Genomic DNA, 15,813 nt, shown 5'->3' on the forward strand with positions numbered 1-15,813 from the left:
CAGATCGTGTCGTCGCACGATCTCGACCAACGTGCCTGGACATCACAGCTAGCGCGACCTCCTCAACCACCGGGTGAGGCGCTCGCTCGTCCAGCGGGTGCTCAGGCGGGGTGCAGGGAGTCGAGGGCAGCGACGTCCTCGTCGCTGAGGACGAGGTCGCGGGCGGCGACGTTCTCCTCGAGGTGCGCGACCGACGACGTGCCGGGGATCAGCAGGATGTTGGGCGAGTGCTGGAGCAGCCAGGCGAGGGCGACCTGGCGCCCGGTCGCGTCGTACGACGCCCCGATCCGGTCCAGCTCGGTGGTGTCGAACGGCGTGAACCCGCCGAGCGGGAAGTACGGCACGTAGAGGACGCCCTGCTCGGCCAGGGAGGCGATGAGCGGGTCGTCGCCGCGCTGGGCGATGTTGAACTGGTTCTGCACGCAGGCGACCGGGGCGATCTCCTGGGCGGTCGCGACGTGCTCGGCGGTGACCTCGGAGAGCCCGAGGTCGCCGATCAGGCCCTCGGACTGCAGCTCGGCGAGCACCTCCCACTGGGCACGGAAGTCGGCGGAGGGGTCCATCAGCCGCAGGTTGACGCCACCGAGCCGGTCGGTGCCGAGGCGCCCGAGGTTGTCGTGCACCTGCCGGCGGATCGACTCGGGCTCGAAGTCGGGGAGCCAGTTGCCCTCGTCGTCGCGCCGAGCGCCGACCTTGGTGACGATGCACAGGTCCCGGTCGTAGGGGTGCAACGCCTCACGGATGATCTCGTTGGTGACGAACGGCCCGTAGAAGTCGCTGGTGTCGATGTGGTCGACGCCGAGGTCGAGGGCGCGCACGAGCACGCGCTTCGCCTCCTCGGGATCGGCCGGGGGCCCGAAGACGTGCGGGCCGGCGAGCTGCATGGCGCCGTAGCCCATGCGGGACACATCGGTCAGGTGCTTCACGACAGGTCGGTACCCCGGGATCATGGGGTCGTCGCGAGCCGGTCCACGATCCGCGCGCCCAGCTCGCGGTCGCCCTCGATGCGCACTCCGCCGTCCTCGGGCGCGCACCGGCCGCCGGCGAGGCGGACGAACGACTCGCGGTCCATGCGCAGTGCGACGTCCGGTGCGTCCGGCACCTCGGGCAGCCGCCGACCGCGGCCGTCGTCGCCGATCCGCACGGCGTACGGCGCGCTGCCGCCGACGTCGAGCACGGCCGTGGTGCCGGTGGGCGCCCCGACCCGCTTGGCGAGCACGTAGCCGAAGCCCTCGATGAGGTAGTCCGCGGTGTGGCGGGCGGCCGGGGTGTCCATGCCGCCGGGGCGACCGACGGCGCGGCGCACGTCCTGCTCGTGCATCCACACGTCCAGCGGCCGGTTGCGCAGCAGGGTCCGCCAGTCCCACGGCACGCGGCCGAAGACGACGTCCGGGCGCGCGGAGCCGTCGGTCGGCGGGTCGGCGAGCAGGGCCTCGTGACGCCGGGTGGCGGCGTCGCGCAGCTCGGCGACGATCGCGGCGGGCGGGGTGGAGCGGCGGTTGACGACGCCGATCTCGGTGTAGGCCCCCATGAAGCCGGTGACGTGGTCGGGGGTGCCGACCTCCGCGGTCTCCTCCCCGCCGCCGGCGAGCACGGCCTCGAGGTGCGCGGTGTGCGCGGCGCACGCGCGGACGTCCCAGCCGGGCAGGTCGGTGGGGGTCGACCAGGCCTCCTCGGGCAGCTGCTCGAGCAGCGTCAGGAAGTCGCCGACCGCCTGCCACCAGACCTCGACGTAGCCGGCCAGCTCCTCACGGTCGCTCACCCGGCCACCGTAGAGCGGTGCGGTTCAGCCGTCGACGCTGGCCACGTCGCGGAAGCTGCGCGTCACCGTGGCGGCGTAGGAGAGCGAGATGTCGGCGGAGTCCCAGCGCAGGAACACCGCCCGCTCCTCGCCGACCCACGCGCAGGTGATGCGCGGGAGCCCCTGCGCCGAGGTGGTGTTGCAGCCGAGCCAGCCGTCGGCGGCGGGTGGGAACGTCGTGACCGTCGAGCCGGTCGCGCTCACCAGCGCCGCCCGGCCGGCCGCCTCGGGTGAGGAGGTGTCGGCGATGGGGCCGTTGACCCCGACGTAGCGGAAGACGACGCCGGGCGAGGAGTCGAGCTGGTAGCTGCCGACCACCACGTCGGCGATGCCGTAGAGGTCGGAGGTCCACTGGGCGAGCTGGGTGTCGGCGACCTGGTCCTCGGGCCGTTCGATCCGGGTCCAGCCGCCACCGGTCGCGGGGGCGACGAGGGTCGCCGTCGAGACCGTGGGCTCGGCGGGAGCCGTGACCTGGGGCGTCGCGTCGTCCTGTGCAGATCCGTCCTGAGGAGTGCCCGCGGTCAGCTCGGCCAGCGACCGCGGCTCGCCGGTCGCCTCACGGGCCTCGGAGGGCGGTGAGACCTGCAGCACGCCGCCGACGACGGCGGTCAGCGCCAGCACCGTCACCGGCGCGAGCGCGGCGTAGGTGCGGGTGTCCCAGCGCCGCTCGACGTTGGTCGCGACGAGCACGAGCAGCCCGGTCGCGAGCACCACCGGCAGCAGCAGCCACCCGGCCACCGCGACCCGGCTGCCGCCGGTCAGCGGCAGCACCACCGCGAGCAGCACGACGTAGCCGATCGCGGCGTACAGCGGCACCTTGACCCAGGCGTCGTCGTTCGGCGTGGTGGACACGTAGGGACAACTTCCCACCCGGGCCGATGGTTACGCCTTCAACCAGGCCGGGTCCGCCCGACGGCGGCCAGGCAGGATGGAGGCATGGCACGCGTGAGGGCTCCGGAGCTGCGAGGACGGGGCTGGCTGGGCACCGGCGGGACGGCGTACTCCATCGGCGAGCTGCGCGGCCGGTTCGTACTGCTCGACTTCTGGACCTTCTGCTGCGTCAACTGCCTGCACGTCCTCGACGAGCTGCGCCCGGTGGAGGAGAAGCACGGCGACCACCTCGTCGTCATCGGCGTGCACTCGCCGAAGTTCGTCCACGAGGCCGACCCGGACGCGCTCGCCGCGGCGGTCGAGCGCTACGGCGTGCGGCACCCCGTGCTCGACGACCCCGAGCTCGTCACCTGGCAGGCCTACACCGCGCGCGCCTGGCCCACGCTGGTCCTCGTCGACCCCGAGGGCTACGTCGTCGCGCAGTACGCCGGCGAGGGTCACGCCCACGCCATCGACCGCCTGCTCGACGAGCTCGTCGCCGAGCACCGCGCGAAGGGCACGCTCCAGCCCGGCGACTCGCCGTACGTCGCGCCGCCGGTCGAGCCGACGACGCTGCGGTTCCCGGCCGCGGCGGCGCCGCTCGGCAACGGCCACGTGCTGGTCGCTGACACCGGCCACGACCGGGTCGTGGAGCTCGACGGGGACGGCCCCGACGCCGCGGTCGTGCGCGCGTGGGACGGCTTCGCCGAGCCGAACGGCCTGTGCGTGGTGGGGCGCACGGTCTACGTCGCCGACACCGTGCACCACCAGCTGAAGGGCATCGACCTCGACTCGGGCGAGGTCACCGTGCTGGCCGGCGACGGCCACCAGTGGATGCAGGGCGACGGGGTCGAGCGCCTCACCAGCCCGTGGGACGTCGCGTGGTGGGGCGAGCGGGTGTGGATCGCGATGGCCGGCAACCACCAGCTCTGGACCTTCGACCCGGCGACGGGTGAGGTCGCGGTCGCGGGCGGCACCGCCCACGAGGGCCTGCTCGACGGGCCGCTGCCCGAGGCGTGGTTCGCCCAGACCTCCGGTCTCGCTCCGGCCGGCGACCGGCTCTGGCTCGCCGACTCCGAGACGTCCTCGCTGCGCTGGGTGGAGGCGGGCGAGGCCCGCACCGCGGTCGGCACCGGGCTCTTCGACTTCGGCTTCCGCGACGGCCCGGCCGACCAGGCGCTGCTGCAGCACCCGCTCGGGGTCACCGCACTGCCCGACGGCAGCGTCGCCGTCTGCGATACCTACAACGGCGCGGTCCGCCGCTTCGACCCCGCGACCGGCGAGGTGGCGACGCTGGCGAGCGGCCTGGCCGAGCCGAGTGCGGCGTACGTCGACGGAGCCGAGCTGGTCGTCGTCGAGACCAACGCCCACCGCCTCACCCGGGTGCCGCTCGGGGGCGCGGCGACCCGCACCGACGGCTTCGCCCACACCACGCAGCGCCCGGTCACCGAGGTCGCGGCGGACCTCGACCTCGACGTCGCCTTCACCCCGCCGCCGGGTCAGAAGGTCGACGACCGGTTCGGCCCGTCGTCCCAGCTCTACGTCGAGGCGACACCGCCGGCGCTCATCCGTGACGGCGGCGGCCGCGGCACCGACCTGCGCCGCCGACTCGTCCTCGACCCCGCCGTCGGCGAGGGCGTGCTCCACGTCGCCGCCCGCGCCGCGTCCTGCGACGCCGACGAGGGGGAGGGCGCCGCCTGTCACGTCCACCAGCAGGACTGGGGCGTCCCCGTGCGCATCACCGACGGCGCGCCCGCCGTCCTCGAGCTGCCGCTCGGCGGAGACGTCGGTGGTTGAGGAGGTCCGCTAGGACCGTCTCGAATCCACGTGCCCGGACGAGTGGTCCCGAGACAGGACTTCGTCCTTCCTCAACCACCGTCACCGGTGGTTGAGGAGGTCCGCTAGGACCGTCTCGAATCCACGTGCCCGGACGAGTGGTTTCGAGACAAGACTTCGTCCCTCCTCAGCCACCGTCACCGGTGGTTGAGGAGGTCCGCTAGGACCGTCTCGAAACCACTCCCGGTGTCACCCCAGAGCGAGCTTGATGGCGATCGCGAGCATCGTCAGCCCGATCAGCACGTCGAGCACCTGCCAGGCGCGCGGGCGGGCGAGCAGGGGGGAGAAGACCCGCGCGCCGAACCCCAGCCCCGAGAACCACAGCACCGACGCGACCGACGCCCCCGCCGCGAACCACCAGCGCCCCGGGTGCCCGTGGGTGTTGGCGATCGAGCCGAGGAGCAGCACGGTGTCGAGGTAGACATGGGGGTTGAGCCAGGTCAGTGCGACCACCCGCAGCACCGCCGAACGCAGTGACATCGGCTCGGGTGCTGCGGCCGCCAGTCCGGAGGCGCGGCGGGCCTGCAGGAGCGTGCGCACGCCGTACCACGTCAGGAACGCGACCCCGAGCCAGCGCACCACCTCGACCAGCCACCCGGCCTGGCGCACGACGGTGCCGATGCCGGCGACTCCGGCGAGGATCAGCAGCAGGTCCGAGATCGCGCAGATCGCCACGACCGGCAGCACGTGCTCGCGCGCGAGGCCTTGGCGCAGGACGAACGCGTTCTGCGCCCCGATCGCGACGATGAGGGTGAGTCCGGTGAGCAGACCGGCGACGGCGGAGTCGAGCACGGTGCGACGCTAGGGGCACCGCCGTGGTGAAGACCAGCGAAAGAATTTGCTCGGTGATTAGTGTTGCTTCATGCCTCTGAACGCCGCGGCGGTCGAGACCCTCGTCGCGATCGTCGACCACGGCACCTTCGAGGCCGCGGCCCGTGCGCTCCACCTGACGCCGAGCGCGGTGAGCCAGCGCGTGCGCGCGCTCGAGCGCGAGGTCGGCCGGGTCGTCGTACGCCGCGGCACGCCGTGCGAGCCCACCGATGCCGGGGCGGCGCTCGTGCGGTGGGGTCGTCAGGTGCGGCTGCTCGAGGCCGAGGCGAGGGCCAGCATCGGGGAGGAGACGGGTCCGGTGGTGCTCGACGTCGCGGTCAACGCCGACTCGCTCGCCACGTGGTTCCGCGACGTGCTGCGCGAGGTCGGGCGTCGCGGCGACCTGGCCGTGCGGCTGGTCGTCGAGGACCAGGCGCACTCGGCCGACCTGCTCCGCGGCGGCGACACGCTCGCGGCGGTGACGAGCGACCCGCACCCGGTGCAGGGCTGCCGGTCCGAGCCGCTCGGCACGCTGCGCTACCGGCCCGCCGCGACCCCCGACCTCGCCGAGCGCCACCGCCGCGGCCGGGGCACCGACTGGCAGCGGATGCCCGTGGTCGTGTTCAACGCCAAGGACGACCTCCAGCACGGGTTCCTGCGCGAGCGCGGCGTCACCGAGCCCGACGTGGTGCACGTCGTGCCCACCAGCGCCGACTTCCACGAGGCGGTGCGCTGCGGGCTCGGCTGGGGGATGCTGCCGACGCCTCAGCTCGACCCGGACCTCGAGGAAGGGCTCCTGCGGACCCTCGCGGGTCGGGCCCACCACGACGTCGCGCTGCACTGGCAGCGCTGGCGCATCGAGTCGGCCTCGCTCGCGACGCTGAGCGACCTGGTGCGCGCGGCGGCGGGCGAGCACCTGAGGCCGGCTGCCATGATCCAGCGGTGACCCGCACCGGATCAGCCGAGGAACGCCGCGCCGAGAAGATCGACACCGCGATCGGCTGGCTCGAGGACGCGTTGTACGTCGTCATCGCGGCGGTGCTGGCGGTCTGCGCTGCAGCGCTGGTGGTGAGCCTGGCCCGTGGGATCCCGAGTCTGTTCACGAAGGGCGGTCAGAACCCCGTCCTCGAGGCCCTCGACGCGGTGCTGCTGGTCTTCATCGTGGTCGAGCTGCTGTTCGCCGTACGCGCGACGGTCGCGCGGCGCGAGCTCGTGGCGGAGCCGTTCCTGATCGTCGGCATCATCGCCTCGATCAAGGAGATCGTGGTGCTCTCGGTCAAGGCCGCCGACGCCGCGGGCAAGGGCGAGGTCTTCGACGACGAGGTCACTCTCATCGCCGTCCTCGGCGCGCTGACCCTGCTGCTCGCGCTGGCGGCGTTCCTGCTGCGCCGCAAGGAGCGCGAGCCCGACGAGGGCCGCGAGGACGCCGACGCCGTCGAGGAGAGCAGCGCCGCGCCCAACGGTCAGTGAGTCGCCGCCGCGAGTGGTTTCGAGACAGGACTTCGTCCTTCCTCAACCACCAGGGGCTCGCCTCCCGGTGGTTGAGGAGGTCGCGCTGGCGACCGTCTCGAAACCACTCCGCAGAACTCAGAAGGACTCCTCCGCGAGGTCCATCAGCGACAGGTCGGTGGCCTTGGCGATGGCCAGCTCGGCGCTGACCTTCGGCAGGTTGTACTGCGCGAAGAACTGCGCGGCGGCGACCTTGCCCTCGTAGAACGCCTGGTCGCGACCGGCGTCGCCGCCGAGCTTCTCCAGGGCGACCTCGGCCTGTCGCAGCAGCAGCCAGGCGCAGACGACGTCGCCGAGGACCATCAGCAGGCGGGAGGTGTTGAGCCCGACCTTGTAGATGTTGCGGATCTCGTCCTGGGCCGACATCAGGTCGTTGATCATGTGACCGACCAGGGCGTTGGCGTCCTCGAGGGCCGTGGCGAGCAGCTCGCGCTCGACCTTGAGGCGGCCGTTGCCGGCCTCGCTGTCGATGAAGCCCTGGATCTGCGCCGCGACGTGGCCGAGCGCGGTGCCCTGGTCCTTGACGATCTTGCGGAAGAAGAAGTCCTGGCCCTGGATCGCCGTGGTGCCCTCGTAGAGGGTGTCGATCTTGGCGTCGCGGACGTACTGCTCGACCGGGTAGTCGGTGAGGAACCCGGAGCCACCGAAGGTCTGCAGCGACTCGGTGCCGAGCAGCACCCACGAGCGCTCCGAGCCGTAGCCCTTGACGATCGGCAGGAGCAGGTCGTTGACGGCCGCGGCGAGCTTCGCCTCGTCGGAGTCGGTGGTGCCCTCGTGCTCGAAGACCTGCACCTTGTCCTGCCAGGAGGCGGTGTAGAGCACCAGCGCACGCATCGCCTCGGCGAACGACTTCTGCACCATCAGCGAGCGGCGCACGTCGGGGTGGTGGGTGATCGTGACGCGCGGCGCGGTCTTGTCGCCCGACTGGGTCAGGTCAGCGCCCTGGACGCGGGTCTTGGCGTAGTCGAGGGCAGCGAGGTAGCCGGCCGACAGGGTCGCGATGGCCTTGGAGCCGACCATCATCCGGGCGTTCTCGATGACCTGGAACATCTGCGCGATGCCGTTGTGCACCTCGCCCAGCAGCCAGCCGCGGGCGGATTCGCCGCCGCCGACCGACGGGTCGCCGAAGGTGACCTCGCAGGTGTTGGAGACCTTGATGCCCATCTTGTGCTCGACGTTGGTGACGTAGGCGCCGTTGCGCTCGCCGGTCAGCTCGCCGGTCTCGAGGTCGAAGTGGTGCTTCGGCACGATGAAGAGCGAGAGGCCCTTGGTGCCGGGACCGCCGACGCCCTCGACGCCGACCGGGCGGGCCAGCACGAGGTGGATGATGTTCTCCTGCAGGTCGGACTCGGCCGAGGTGATGAACCGCTTGACGCCCTCGATGTTCCAGGTGCCGTCCTCGTTGGGGGTCGCCTTCGCCCGGCCCGCGCCCACGTCGGAGCCGGCGTCGGGCTCGGTGAGCACCATGGTGGTGCCCCACTCGCGGTCGATGACGTACTGCGCGATCTGGGTGTCGCGCTCGTTGCCGTTGCGCTCGATGACGCCGGCGAACGCCGGGCCGCAGCCGTACATCCAGATCGGGGCGTTGGCGCCGAGCACCATCTCCGCGATCGCCCAGTTGAGGCTGGAGGGGGCGAGGGTGCCGCCGAGCTCCTCCTTGATCTGCAGGCGCCAGTACTCCGAGTCCATCCAGGCGCGGTAGCTCTTCTTGAACGACTCCGGCAGCGGCGCGGTGTGCGTCGCGGGGTCGAAGACCGGCGGGTTGCGGTCGCTGTCCTCGTAGGACGCGGCGAGCTCCTCGCGCGACATCCGCTCGACCTCGGCGAGGATCGAGCGCGCGGTCTCGCCGTCGATCTCGGAGAAGGGCCCGGTGCCCAGGACCTCGTCGCGGCCCAGGACCTCGAAGAGGTTGAACTCGATGTCACGCAGGTTGGTCTTGTAGTGGCTCACGGTGCGTCCTCAGGTGCTCGGGAGAGATGGTGCTGCTACCGGTCAGTTCTACCGGTCGGTAACTTCATGGTAGGCACCGGTCGGGACAGCGGCAAGGAAACGGTGCGACCGGTCACATCTCGTATGCGCGGTTGTCAAAGCCGAGTGACTCTATAGAGTTAGACGCATGCGTCGACTCGTGCTGCTCGCCCTCGTGGGCCTCGCCGCGCAGCTGGTCGACGGCTCCCTCGGGATGGGGTACGGCGTCACGTCGGCGACGCTGCTCGTCTCGGCCGGCATCGCCCCGGCCGCCGCGTCGGCCGCGATCCACCTGTCCGAGATCGGCACCTCGCTGGCCTCCGGCGTCTCGCACCACGCCCTCGGCAACGTCGACTGGCGCACCGTCCTGGTGCTCGCCGGCCCGGGCGCCCTCGGCGCCTTCGCCGGGGCGACGCTGCTCGTCTCGCTCGACGCGCGGGTCGCCGTACCCGTGGTCGCCGTGGTGCTCGTGGCGCTGGGTGCCTTCGTGACGATGCGCTTCCTCTCCCCGCGCCGCCTGCGCTTCGGTGGGCGCCCGCGGGCTCGCGCGCTCGCGCCGCTCGGCCTGGTCGCCGGGACGCTCGACGCCGTCGGCGGTGGCGGCTGGGGACCGGTCGGCACCTCGTCGCTGCTGGCCTCCGGTCGGCTCGAGCCGCGCAAGGTGGTCGGCTCGGTCGACACCGCGGAGTTCGTGGTGGCGCTCGGCGGCTCGCTGGGCTTCCTCGTCGGACTGGGGGTGCGGGGCATCGAGTGGGCGGCGGTCGCGGCGCTGATGGTCGGCGGGGTGCTCGCAGCCCCGGTGGCGGCGCTGCTCGTGCGCCACCTCCCCGCGCGCGTGCTCGGCGTCGCCGCGGGCGGCCTCATCGTGCTGACCAACGTGCAGACCCTCGCGCAGTGGGCCGACGCCACCGGGGTCACGCGCGGACTGCTCGCCTCGATCGTGTTCACGCTGTGGGTGCTGTGGACGGCCTGGGCCGTCAAGCTCGAGCAGCCGCCGGCCGATCCGTCGCGACGAGCCCAGGGGATACTCGCCTAGAACGGTCGAGTGGATCGAGTCGTCTGACACACTGACCCCGTGCGAGTCTCCGCGAAGTCCGACTACGCGCTGCGCGCGCTGATCGAGATGGCCTCCCGCACCGACGGCAAGGCGGTCAGTGCCGAGGAGCTCGGCAAGAGCCAGGAGATCCCCCACGGGTTCCTGCAGGCGATCCTCGCCGACCTGCGCCGCGCCGGCATCGTGATGTCGCAGCGCGGGCAGTCCGGCGGGTGGCGGATGGGCCGCTCGGCGGCCGACGTCTCCGTCGCCGACGTCATCCGGGCCGTCGACGGCCCGCTGGTGTCGGTCTACGGTCTGCGGCCCGAGGCGGTGGAGTACAACGACACCGCCGACGTCCTGCAGCACGTGTGGATCGCCGCGCGGCGCTCGCTGCGCGACGTGTTCGAGCAGGTCTCGATCCAGCAGCTCGCGGCCAAGGAGATGCCCGACGCGGTGACCTCACGCACCGCGGACGAGGACGCCTGGCAGCCGCACTGAGCGCTTGCGCTGGGTCCGCTCGAGCTCGCGGACCCGCTCGCGCAGCCGCCCCACCTCCGCGACCGCCTCGGCGAGTGCGCGGGTGAGCACCTCCTCGCGTGCGTCGTACGACGGCGCGTCGGTCTGCTCGGCGACCGGCACGAGCGCGCGCAGGTCGCCGACCACGTCGTAGCCGGCGGCGCCGACGACGTCGACCCAGGTCTCCGCGATCTCGACGAGCTCGGTGTGCTCGACGTGACCGCCCCCGCTCTCGGCGATCAGCCGCAGGCTGGCGGCGTCGGCGGGCGCCTCGAGGCCGGCCGGGTCGGGCAGCGGGAGCGCGTCGGCGTCGAAGCCGACGATGCGGCCCAGCGCCCGCCACGCACCGAGCGGTGCGGCCGGGTCGCTCACCACCACGTGCAGCCGGTCGGGCGAGCCGACGGCCTGCTTCCAGCGCTCGAGCACCGAGGCGAGGTCGAGCTCGTCGGGGAAGAGCCCGAGCCGTCCGTCGGGCCGCGCCGCGACCACCACGACGTGGACGCGGCGCCCGGCCAGGCCGTCGACCAGCAGCGCGATCTCCTCGGGGCTCGCACCGGCCAGCAGTTCGTGGCCGAGCACGACGGGCTCGGGGTGCTTGTGGACGCGCCGGCACAGCTGGGACCAGGTGCCCTCGACGTCCTTGCGGCGCAGCCCCCACGCCCGGTGCTCGCGCCTCACCTCGACCGCGGCGCGGAACACCTCGTCGACCGACTTGGCGGGCGCGCGCACGCCTTGGGCGACGATGGCGTCGCGGTGCTGCTCAAGCGCCGCGGTGAGCACAGGCACGCCCGCGTGGGGCAGACCGACGAGGAGGAACGCGTGGGGCTTGGCCATGCGACCACGGTGACGGACCGACCTGGCCCCGCGGTGAACGCCGCGTGACGGGTCAGGTGACGGGTCAGGTGACGGGTCAGGTGGCGGCGTGCTCGGTGGCCCACTCGACGAGGGGGCGGGTCGCGCGCCAGTCGGCGCGGACCAGGTCGACCAGCTCGGGGGTGTGGATCACCGGCTCGAAGCCGACCACCCGATTCGCGACGATCGCCTTGTGGCGCAGCAGGTCGATGCGCGGGTGGTCGGCCGGGTAGCCGCGCGGCCTCGTCTTGAGCCGCTCGCCGCCGATCTCGAACCCCTGCGCCCGCAGGTCCTCGACCAGCCGCTCCACCTCGGGGCCGGTGCGCTCGTGCGCGACCGCCTCGCGCACGGCGGCCAGCCGCAGGGGTTCGGCGTGGTAGAAACCGCCGCCCGTGCGGACCCCGCGAGGCGACACCTCGACGTACCACCCCGTCGCGTCCGCGACCCGCACGAACGCGCCCTGGTGGGTCTTGTAGGGCGTCTTGTCCTTCGCGAAGCGCACGTCGCGGTAGGGCCGGAACAGCTTGGCCGTCCCGAACTCCGCCGCGAGCTCGTCGACCAGTGCCTGCATCGGCGCCTTCACCGACCCCTCGTAGACGTGCTTGTGCTTCTCCCAGAACGACCGGGTGTTGTCCATCTCGAGGTCGTCGTAGAAGTCGAGCGCAGCGACGGGGATCCCGGTGAACGGCACGGGCCCGAGCCTAGGCAGACGGGGGTCGAGGTCCCATGAGGGTGGTTTCGAGACGGGCCTAGCGGCCCTCCTCAACCAGCGGTGCCCGCGGCATCGGTGGTCGAGGAAGGACGAAGTCCTGTCTCGAAACCACTGAGGGCCTTCGCAGGTGGTTTCGAGACGGGCCTGGCGGCCCTCCTCAACCAGCGGTGCCCGCGGCATCGGTGGTCGAGGAAGGACGAAGTCCTGTCTCGAAACCACTGAGGGCCTACGCAGGTGGTTTCGAGACGGGCCTGGCGGCCCTCCTCAACCAGCGTTCGGAGCGGATGACGAGACTCGAACTTGCGACATCGACGTTCGGCGCAGTGTCGCGCTCTACCCACTGGTGTGACGCGCTGGAGCGGATGACGAGACTCGAACTCGCGACATCGACCTTGGGAAGGTCGCGCTCTACCAACTGAGCTACATCCGCAGTGCCGTCGTGGCGACCGGCAGCGACGAGGCTACAGGACGGGGTCGGTCGCGGGATCGGTAGGTTGTGCGGGTGCTGCTGTCAGACCGCGACGTCCTGGCCGAGATCGACCGCGGCCGGATCGCCCTCGAGCCGTTCGACCCCTCCATGGTGCAGCCGAGCTCGATCGACGTGCGGCTCGACCGCTACTTCCGGGTCTTCGAGAACCACCGCTACCCGCACATCGACCCGGCCGCCGACCAGTCCGACCTCACGCGCGAGGTGGAGCCGGTCGGCGACGAGCCGTTCATCCTGCACCCGGGGGAGTTCGTGCTCGGCTCGACCTACGAGGTCGTGACGCTGCCCGACGACATCGCGGCCCGGGTCGAGGGCAAGTCGTCGCTCGGGCGGCTGGGGCTGCTGACGCACGCGACGGCGGGGTTCGTCGACCCCGGGTTCTCCGGACACGTGACCCTCGAGCTGGCCAACGTCGCGACCCTGCCGATCAAGCTCTACCCCGGCATGAAGATCGGGCAGTTCTGCTTCTTCCGGCTCTCCTCGCCCTCCGAGCACCCCTACGGCTCGGAGAAGTACGGCTCGCGCTACCAGGGCCAGCGCGGCCCGACGCCGTCGCGGTCCTTCCAGAACTTCCACCGCACGACGATCGAGGGTCCGGCCGAGCAAGGTTAGGCTCACCTCACCTACACTGAGGTGCATGACGCAGACGGCTGAGCCGACCAGCGAGCCCTCCTTCATCCTCGACGAGGTCGAGGTGGTCTTGGTCGAGCGGATCTCGCCGTCCTTCGTGCGGCTCGAGCTCGGCGGGCCGGCGATGAGCGACCTCGGCGTGGCCGACCGGTTCTGGGACCAGCGGATCAAGCTGATCTTCCCCAACGCCGCCGGGCGGTTGCCCGACCTCTCGGCGTACGACGAGTCGTGGTGGGAGTCGTGGCTGCAGGTGCCCGAGGAGGAGCGTGGCAGCATGCGCACCTACACCGTGCGCGCGGTGCGCGGCTCGGGCGTCGACACCCGGATGGTCGTCGACATCGTGCTGCACCTCGACGGCGACACCGGTCCCGGAGCGCAGTGGGCCGCGCAGGCCGCGCCGGGGCAGCGGGTCATCGCGATCGCTCCGCGCCGCGGGCAGGAGTACGGCGGCATCGAGTTCCAGCCCGGCACGGCACGCGACCTGCTCGTCGTCGGCGACGAGACCGCCGTGCCCGCGATCTGCAGCATCCTCGAGGACCTCGACGCCGACGCGGTCGGAGCGGCGTTCCTCGAGGTGCCCGAGAGCGGCGACGTGGAGGCCCTGGCGGCCCACACCGCGGCGGCCGCCCCGCGCGGTGTCGCCGTGCACTGGCTGCCGCGTGACGGCGCCCCGCTCGGCTCGCTGCTCGACGAGCGCGTCCGCGCCCATCTCGGCGTCCAGGACCCGCACGCGACCGACGTCGACGAGGCCGAGGTGCCGGTGGACCTGTGGGAGACGCCGTCGTACTCCTCCTCCGGCGAGGTCGTGGACGAGCCGGTTGCGGCGGCCGGTCAGGACCTCGACGACTGCTACGCCTGGATCGCGGGGGAGTCCAAGGTGGTCACCGGGCTGCGCCGGCTGCTGGTGAAGGAGCTCGGGATGGACCGGCGGCAGGTGGCGTTCATGGGCTACTGGCGCCAGGGCGTGGCGATGCGCTCGTGAGCGCTCTCTGCTGAGGTGCGGGGTGGTTGAGGAAGGACGGAGTCCCGTCTCGGAACCACTGCCGCAGGTCGCGCGGTTTCGAGCCGGTCGCCAGCGCGACCTCCTCGACCACCGGAGCCCGGTCAGCCGTCGAGGCGGTCGGCGACGCGGCGGAGGCGGTCGGCGAGCTGGTGGCGGCCGCTACGCGCCCGGATCCGGGGCGCGGCGGCCCGGGTGAGCCGCTCCTGCATCTGGTGACGGGCGTGCAGTTCGGTGAGGGTGGTGTTCACGGCTGCTCCTGAGGGGGTGGGTCGGGACGGTGTGGATGCGCTGCCAGGTCGTGCGGGCGAGGGTCACGAGGACACCTCGACGAGCGAGATGTCGCCGCTGACGGTGCGGGCGCGGACCTCGATGTGGTCCTGACCCTCGGTGGGCTCGCCGGCTCCGCGCAGGTCCGAGCTGATCGAGCCCGCGATGGTGGTGATGTCGGTCCAGACGGGCACGTCACGGGTGACCCCGACGTGCACGTCCCCCGAGGCGCCGCGCACGGTGACACGGCCGCGGTGCACCTGGCCGACGGACAGGTCGCCGCTGCCGGTGGTCATCGCGACGTCGCCGTGGGCGTGGCGCAGGTCGAGGTCGCCGCTGCCCGTCTTGACCTCCGTCGCGCCGTACGACGTGACGACGCTGACGCCGCCCGAGCCGGTCGACACCGCGAGATCGCCGTCGACGCGCTCGACGCTGAGGTCGCCGGAGCCGCTCTTGACGCGACCGTCGCCCCCGATGCGGCCGACGTGGACGTCGCCCGAGCCGGTCTCGACGTGCACGCGGCCCCCGACCTCGGCGAGGGAGACGTCGCCGGAGCCGCTGCGGACCTGCACGTCGCCGGCGCGGCCGTCCGCGACCACGTCGGCGCTGCCGGTGCGCACGGTGACGTCGCTGTCGAGCGGGACCGTGACGACCGCGCTGACCGAGGAGCTGCGGAACAGGCCCGTGCGGCGCGGCTCGACGACGCGGACGGTGTCGCCGTCCTGCTCGACGACCAGCTGGTCGGCGCCGCTGCCCTCGACCACGACGGTGGTCTCGGTGGTCTCGACACAGTGGACGGTGACGTCGCCGCGCCCGATCTCGACGTGCAGGGCGACGGGCTGGTGGGTCTCGAAGTGGTGGGTGGGCACGGCGGAGCCTCCTGTCCTGCCCGCTCGGGCAGACCGGTGGTGAGTGGGTGAGGTGGTGGGGCCGGCGGGTCAGACCCAGCCGGTCATGCGGCGGCTGGTGCGGCCTGGGTGTCCGGGGTGTCCGGGCTGGCCGCCCGAGGAGAAGGGCAGGCTGGACAGGTCGAGGTCCACGTGGATCGGACCCTCCCGGGTCGCGGCGCGGACCGCGGTGACGAGCCAGGTGTTGAGTGAGTGGCCCGAGCGGGCGGCGAGCTCCTCGGCCTTGGCCTTGACCGACTCGGGCAGGCGCAGGGTCACCCGGGCGATCGCGACGTCGTCGGCGTCCTCGGTCGAGGGTGGGGCCGGTGGCGCGGGCGGGGCCGGCGGGGCCGGAGGCGTCGGCACGGCCGCGTCGACCACGAAGGCCAGCTCGCGGCCGTCGAGGCGGACGTCGACGCCGCCGTCGGGCATCTCGGCGGTGATCTCGCTGGCCGCCTGCGAGACGGCCTCCATCAGGGCGAGGCGCGCCGCGGGGTCGAGGGCGAAGGTCAGGCGCTCGGCGGCCTGACGCACCTCGGGACCGGCGGCCTCGGCCGCGGCGAGCAGGTCGCGGCGCAGGCTGTCGACGTACGGCGTGAGGTCCATGTGCACCACCATGACACCACAGT

17 protein-coding genes and 1 tRNA gene are annotated in these 15,813 nt (G+C 72.5%); 7 read left to right on the plus strand and 11 right to left on the minus strand.

Going from position 1 to position 15,813, the window contains the following annotated elements:
* Positions 1-101: 101 nt before the first annotated feature.
* From GRQ65_RS08880 to GRQ65_RS08890, 3 genes are read right to left on the minus strand one after another with little or no spacing between them, the layout of a single operon-like run.
* Positions 102-926, minus strand: coding sequence for an oxidoreductase (locus GRQ65_RS08880; protein WP_337191584.1), 825 nt, complete (start codon positions 924-926; stop codon positions 102-104).
* Positions 927-946: 20 nt separating this feature from the next.
* Positions 947-1,762, minus strand: coding sequence for a maleylpyruvate isomerase family mycothiol-dependent enzyme (locus GRQ65_RS08885; RefSeq protein ID WP_160877383.1), 816 nt, complete (start codon positions 1,760-1,762; stop codon positions 947-949).
* Between the two features lie 24 nt (positions 1,763-1,786).
* Positions 1,787-2,653, minus strand: coding sequence for a hypothetical protein (locus tag GRQ65_RS08890; RefSeq protein ID WP_160877385.1), 867 nt, complete (start codon positions 2,651-2,653; stop codon positions 1,787-1,789).
* Between the two features lie 84 nt (positions 2,654-2,737).
* Between GRQ65_RS08890 and GRQ65_RS08895 the strand changes: the two genes are divergently transcribed.
* Positions 2,738-4,468, plus strand: a complete 1,731-nt coding sequence (locus GRQ65_RS08895) for an NHL domain-containing thioredoxin family protein (protein WP_160877387.1) — start codon at positions 2,738-2,740, stop codon at positions 4,466-4,468.
* Between the two features lie 228 nt (positions 4,469-4,696).
* On the opposite strand, the gene GRQ65_RS08900 is transcribed toward GRQ65_RS08895, so the two are convergent.
* Positions 4,697-5,299: a LysE family transporter gene (locus GRQ65_RS08900; protein WP_160877389.1), complete on the minus strand. Its 603-nt coding sequence runs from the start codon at positions 5,297-5,299 to the stop codon at positions 4,697-4,699.
* A 70-nt stretch (positions 5,300-5,369) separates the two neighbouring features.
* Between GRQ65_RS08900 and GRQ65_RS08905 the strand changes: the two genes are divergently transcribed.
* Both GRQ65_RS08905 and GRQ65_RS08910 read left to right on the plus strand, forming a co-directional pair.
* On the plus strand, positions 5,370-6,263 hold the full coding sequence (locus GRQ65_RS08905) for an ArgP/LysG family DNA-binding transcriptional regulator (protein ID WP_160877391.1): 894 nt from the start codon (positions 5,370-5,372) through the stop codon (positions 6,261-6,263).
* Positions 6,260-6,787 carry a phosphate-starvation-inducible PsiE family protein gene (locus GRQ65_RS08910; protein ID WP_160877393.1) on the plus strand — a complete coding sequence of 176 codons (528 nt, stop codon included), beginning with the start codon at positions 6,260-6,262 and terminating at the stop codon, positions 6,785-6,787. The genes GRQ65_RS08905 and GRQ65_RS08910 overlap by 4 nt, the downstream gene beginning before the upstream one ends.
* A 117-nt stretch (positions 6,788-6,904) precedes the next feature.
* Here the strand turns inward: GRQ65_RS08910 and GRQ65_RS08915 are convergent, their stop codons facing one another.
* A complete protein-coding gene (locus GRQ65_RS08915; RefSeq protein ID WP_160877395.1) occupies positions 6,905-8,776 on the minus strand; it encodes an acyl-CoA dehydrogenase C-terminal domain-containing protein in 1,872 nt (623 codons plus the stop codon).
* Positions 8,777-8,942: 166 nt separating this feature from the next.
* Between GRQ65_RS08915 and GRQ65_RS08920 the strand changes: the two genes are divergently transcribed.
* Both GRQ65_RS08920 and GRQ65_RS08925 read left to right on the plus strand, forming a co-directional pair.
* Positions 8,943-9,830 carry a sulfite exporter TauE/SafE family protein gene (locus tag GRQ65_RS08920; protein WP_160877397.1) on the plus strand — a complete coding sequence of 296 codons (888 nt, stop codon included), beginning with the start codon at positions 8,943-8,945 and terminating at the stop codon, positions 9,828-9,830.
* A gap of 39 nt (positions 9,831-9,869) precedes the next feature.
* The gene (locus tag GRQ65_RS08925; protein WP_160877399.1) at positions 9,870-10,328 is read left to right on the plus strand and encodes an Rrf2 family transcriptional regulator; all 459 of its coding nucleotides are present in this window, start codon (positions 9,870-9,872) and stop codon (positions 10,326-10,328) included.
* On the opposite strand, the gene GRQ65_RS08930 is transcribed toward GRQ65_RS08925, so the two are convergent.
* From GRQ65_RS08930 to GRQ65_RS08940, 3 genes are all read right to left on the minus strand, one after another.
* Positions 10,290-11,180: a hypothetical protein gene (locus tag GRQ65_RS08930; RefSeq protein WP_160877401.1), complete on the minus strand. Its 891-nt coding sequence runs from the start codon at positions 11,178-11,180 to the stop codon at positions 10,290-10,292. The two genes, GRQ65_RS08925 and GRQ65_RS08930, sit on opposite strands and share 39 nt — an antisense overlap.
* Positions 11,181-11,256: 76 nt before the next feature.
* A complete protein-coding gene (locus GRQ65_RS08935; RefSeq protein WP_160877403.1) occupies positions 11,257-11,889 on the minus strand; it encodes a TIGR02453 family protein in 633 nt (210 codons plus the stop codon).
* Between the two features lie 375 nt (positions 11,890-12,264).
* Positions 12,265-12,340 (minus strand) — tRNA-Gly (locus tag GRQ65_RS08940).
* A gap of 72 nt (positions 12,341-12,412) precedes the next feature.
* Between GRQ65_RS08940 and dcd the strand changes: the two genes are divergently transcribed.
* Both dcd and GRQ65_RS08950 read left to right on the plus strand, forming a co-directional pair.
* Entirely contained in the window at positions 12,413-13,009 is a 597-nt protein-coding gene (dcd, locus tag GRQ65_RS08945) for a dCTP deaminase (RefSeq protein WP_160877405.1), read from the plus strand.
* Positions 13,010-13,034: 25 nt separating this feature from the next.
* Positions 13,035-14,009, plus strand: a complete 975-nt coding sequence (locus GRQ65_RS08950; protein ID WP_160877407.1) for a siderophore-interacting protein — start codon at positions 13,035-13,037, stop codon at positions 14,007-14,009.
* A 122-nt stretch (positions 14,010-14,131) separates the two neighbouring features.
* Here the strand turns inward: GRQ65_RS08950 and GRQ65_RS08955 are convergent, their stop codons facing one another.
* From GRQ65_RS08955 to GRQ65_RS08965, 3 genes are all read right to left on the minus strand, one after another.
* On the minus strand, positions 14,132-14,278 hold the full coding sequence (locus GRQ65_RS08955) for a hypothetical protein (RefSeq protein WP_160877409.1): 147 nt from the start codon (positions 14,276-14,278) through the stop codon (positions 14,132-14,134).
* Positions 14,279-14,341: 63 nt separating this feature from the next.
* Positions 14,342-15,166, minus strand: coding sequence for a DUF4097 family beta strand repeat-containing protein (locus GRQ65_RS08960; protein ID WP_160877411.1), 825 nt, complete (start codon positions 15,164-15,166; stop codon positions 14,342-14,344).
* A 69-nt stretch (positions 15,167-15,235) separates the two neighbouring features.
* On the minus strand, positions 15,236-15,802 hold the full coding sequence (locus tag GRQ65_RS08965) for a pilus assembly protein HicB (RefSeq protein ID WP_237448023.1): 567 nt from the start codon (positions 15,800-15,802) through the stop codon (positions 15,236-15,238).
* Positions 15,803-15,813 lie beyond the last annotated feature (11 nt).

Origin of the sequence: Nocardioides flavescens (assembly GCF_009823805.1) — a bacterium.
In the GTDB taxonomy this organism is placed as follows: Bacteria; Actinomycetota; Actinomycetes; order Propionibacteriales; family Nocardioidaceae; genus Nocardioides; species Nocardioides flavescens.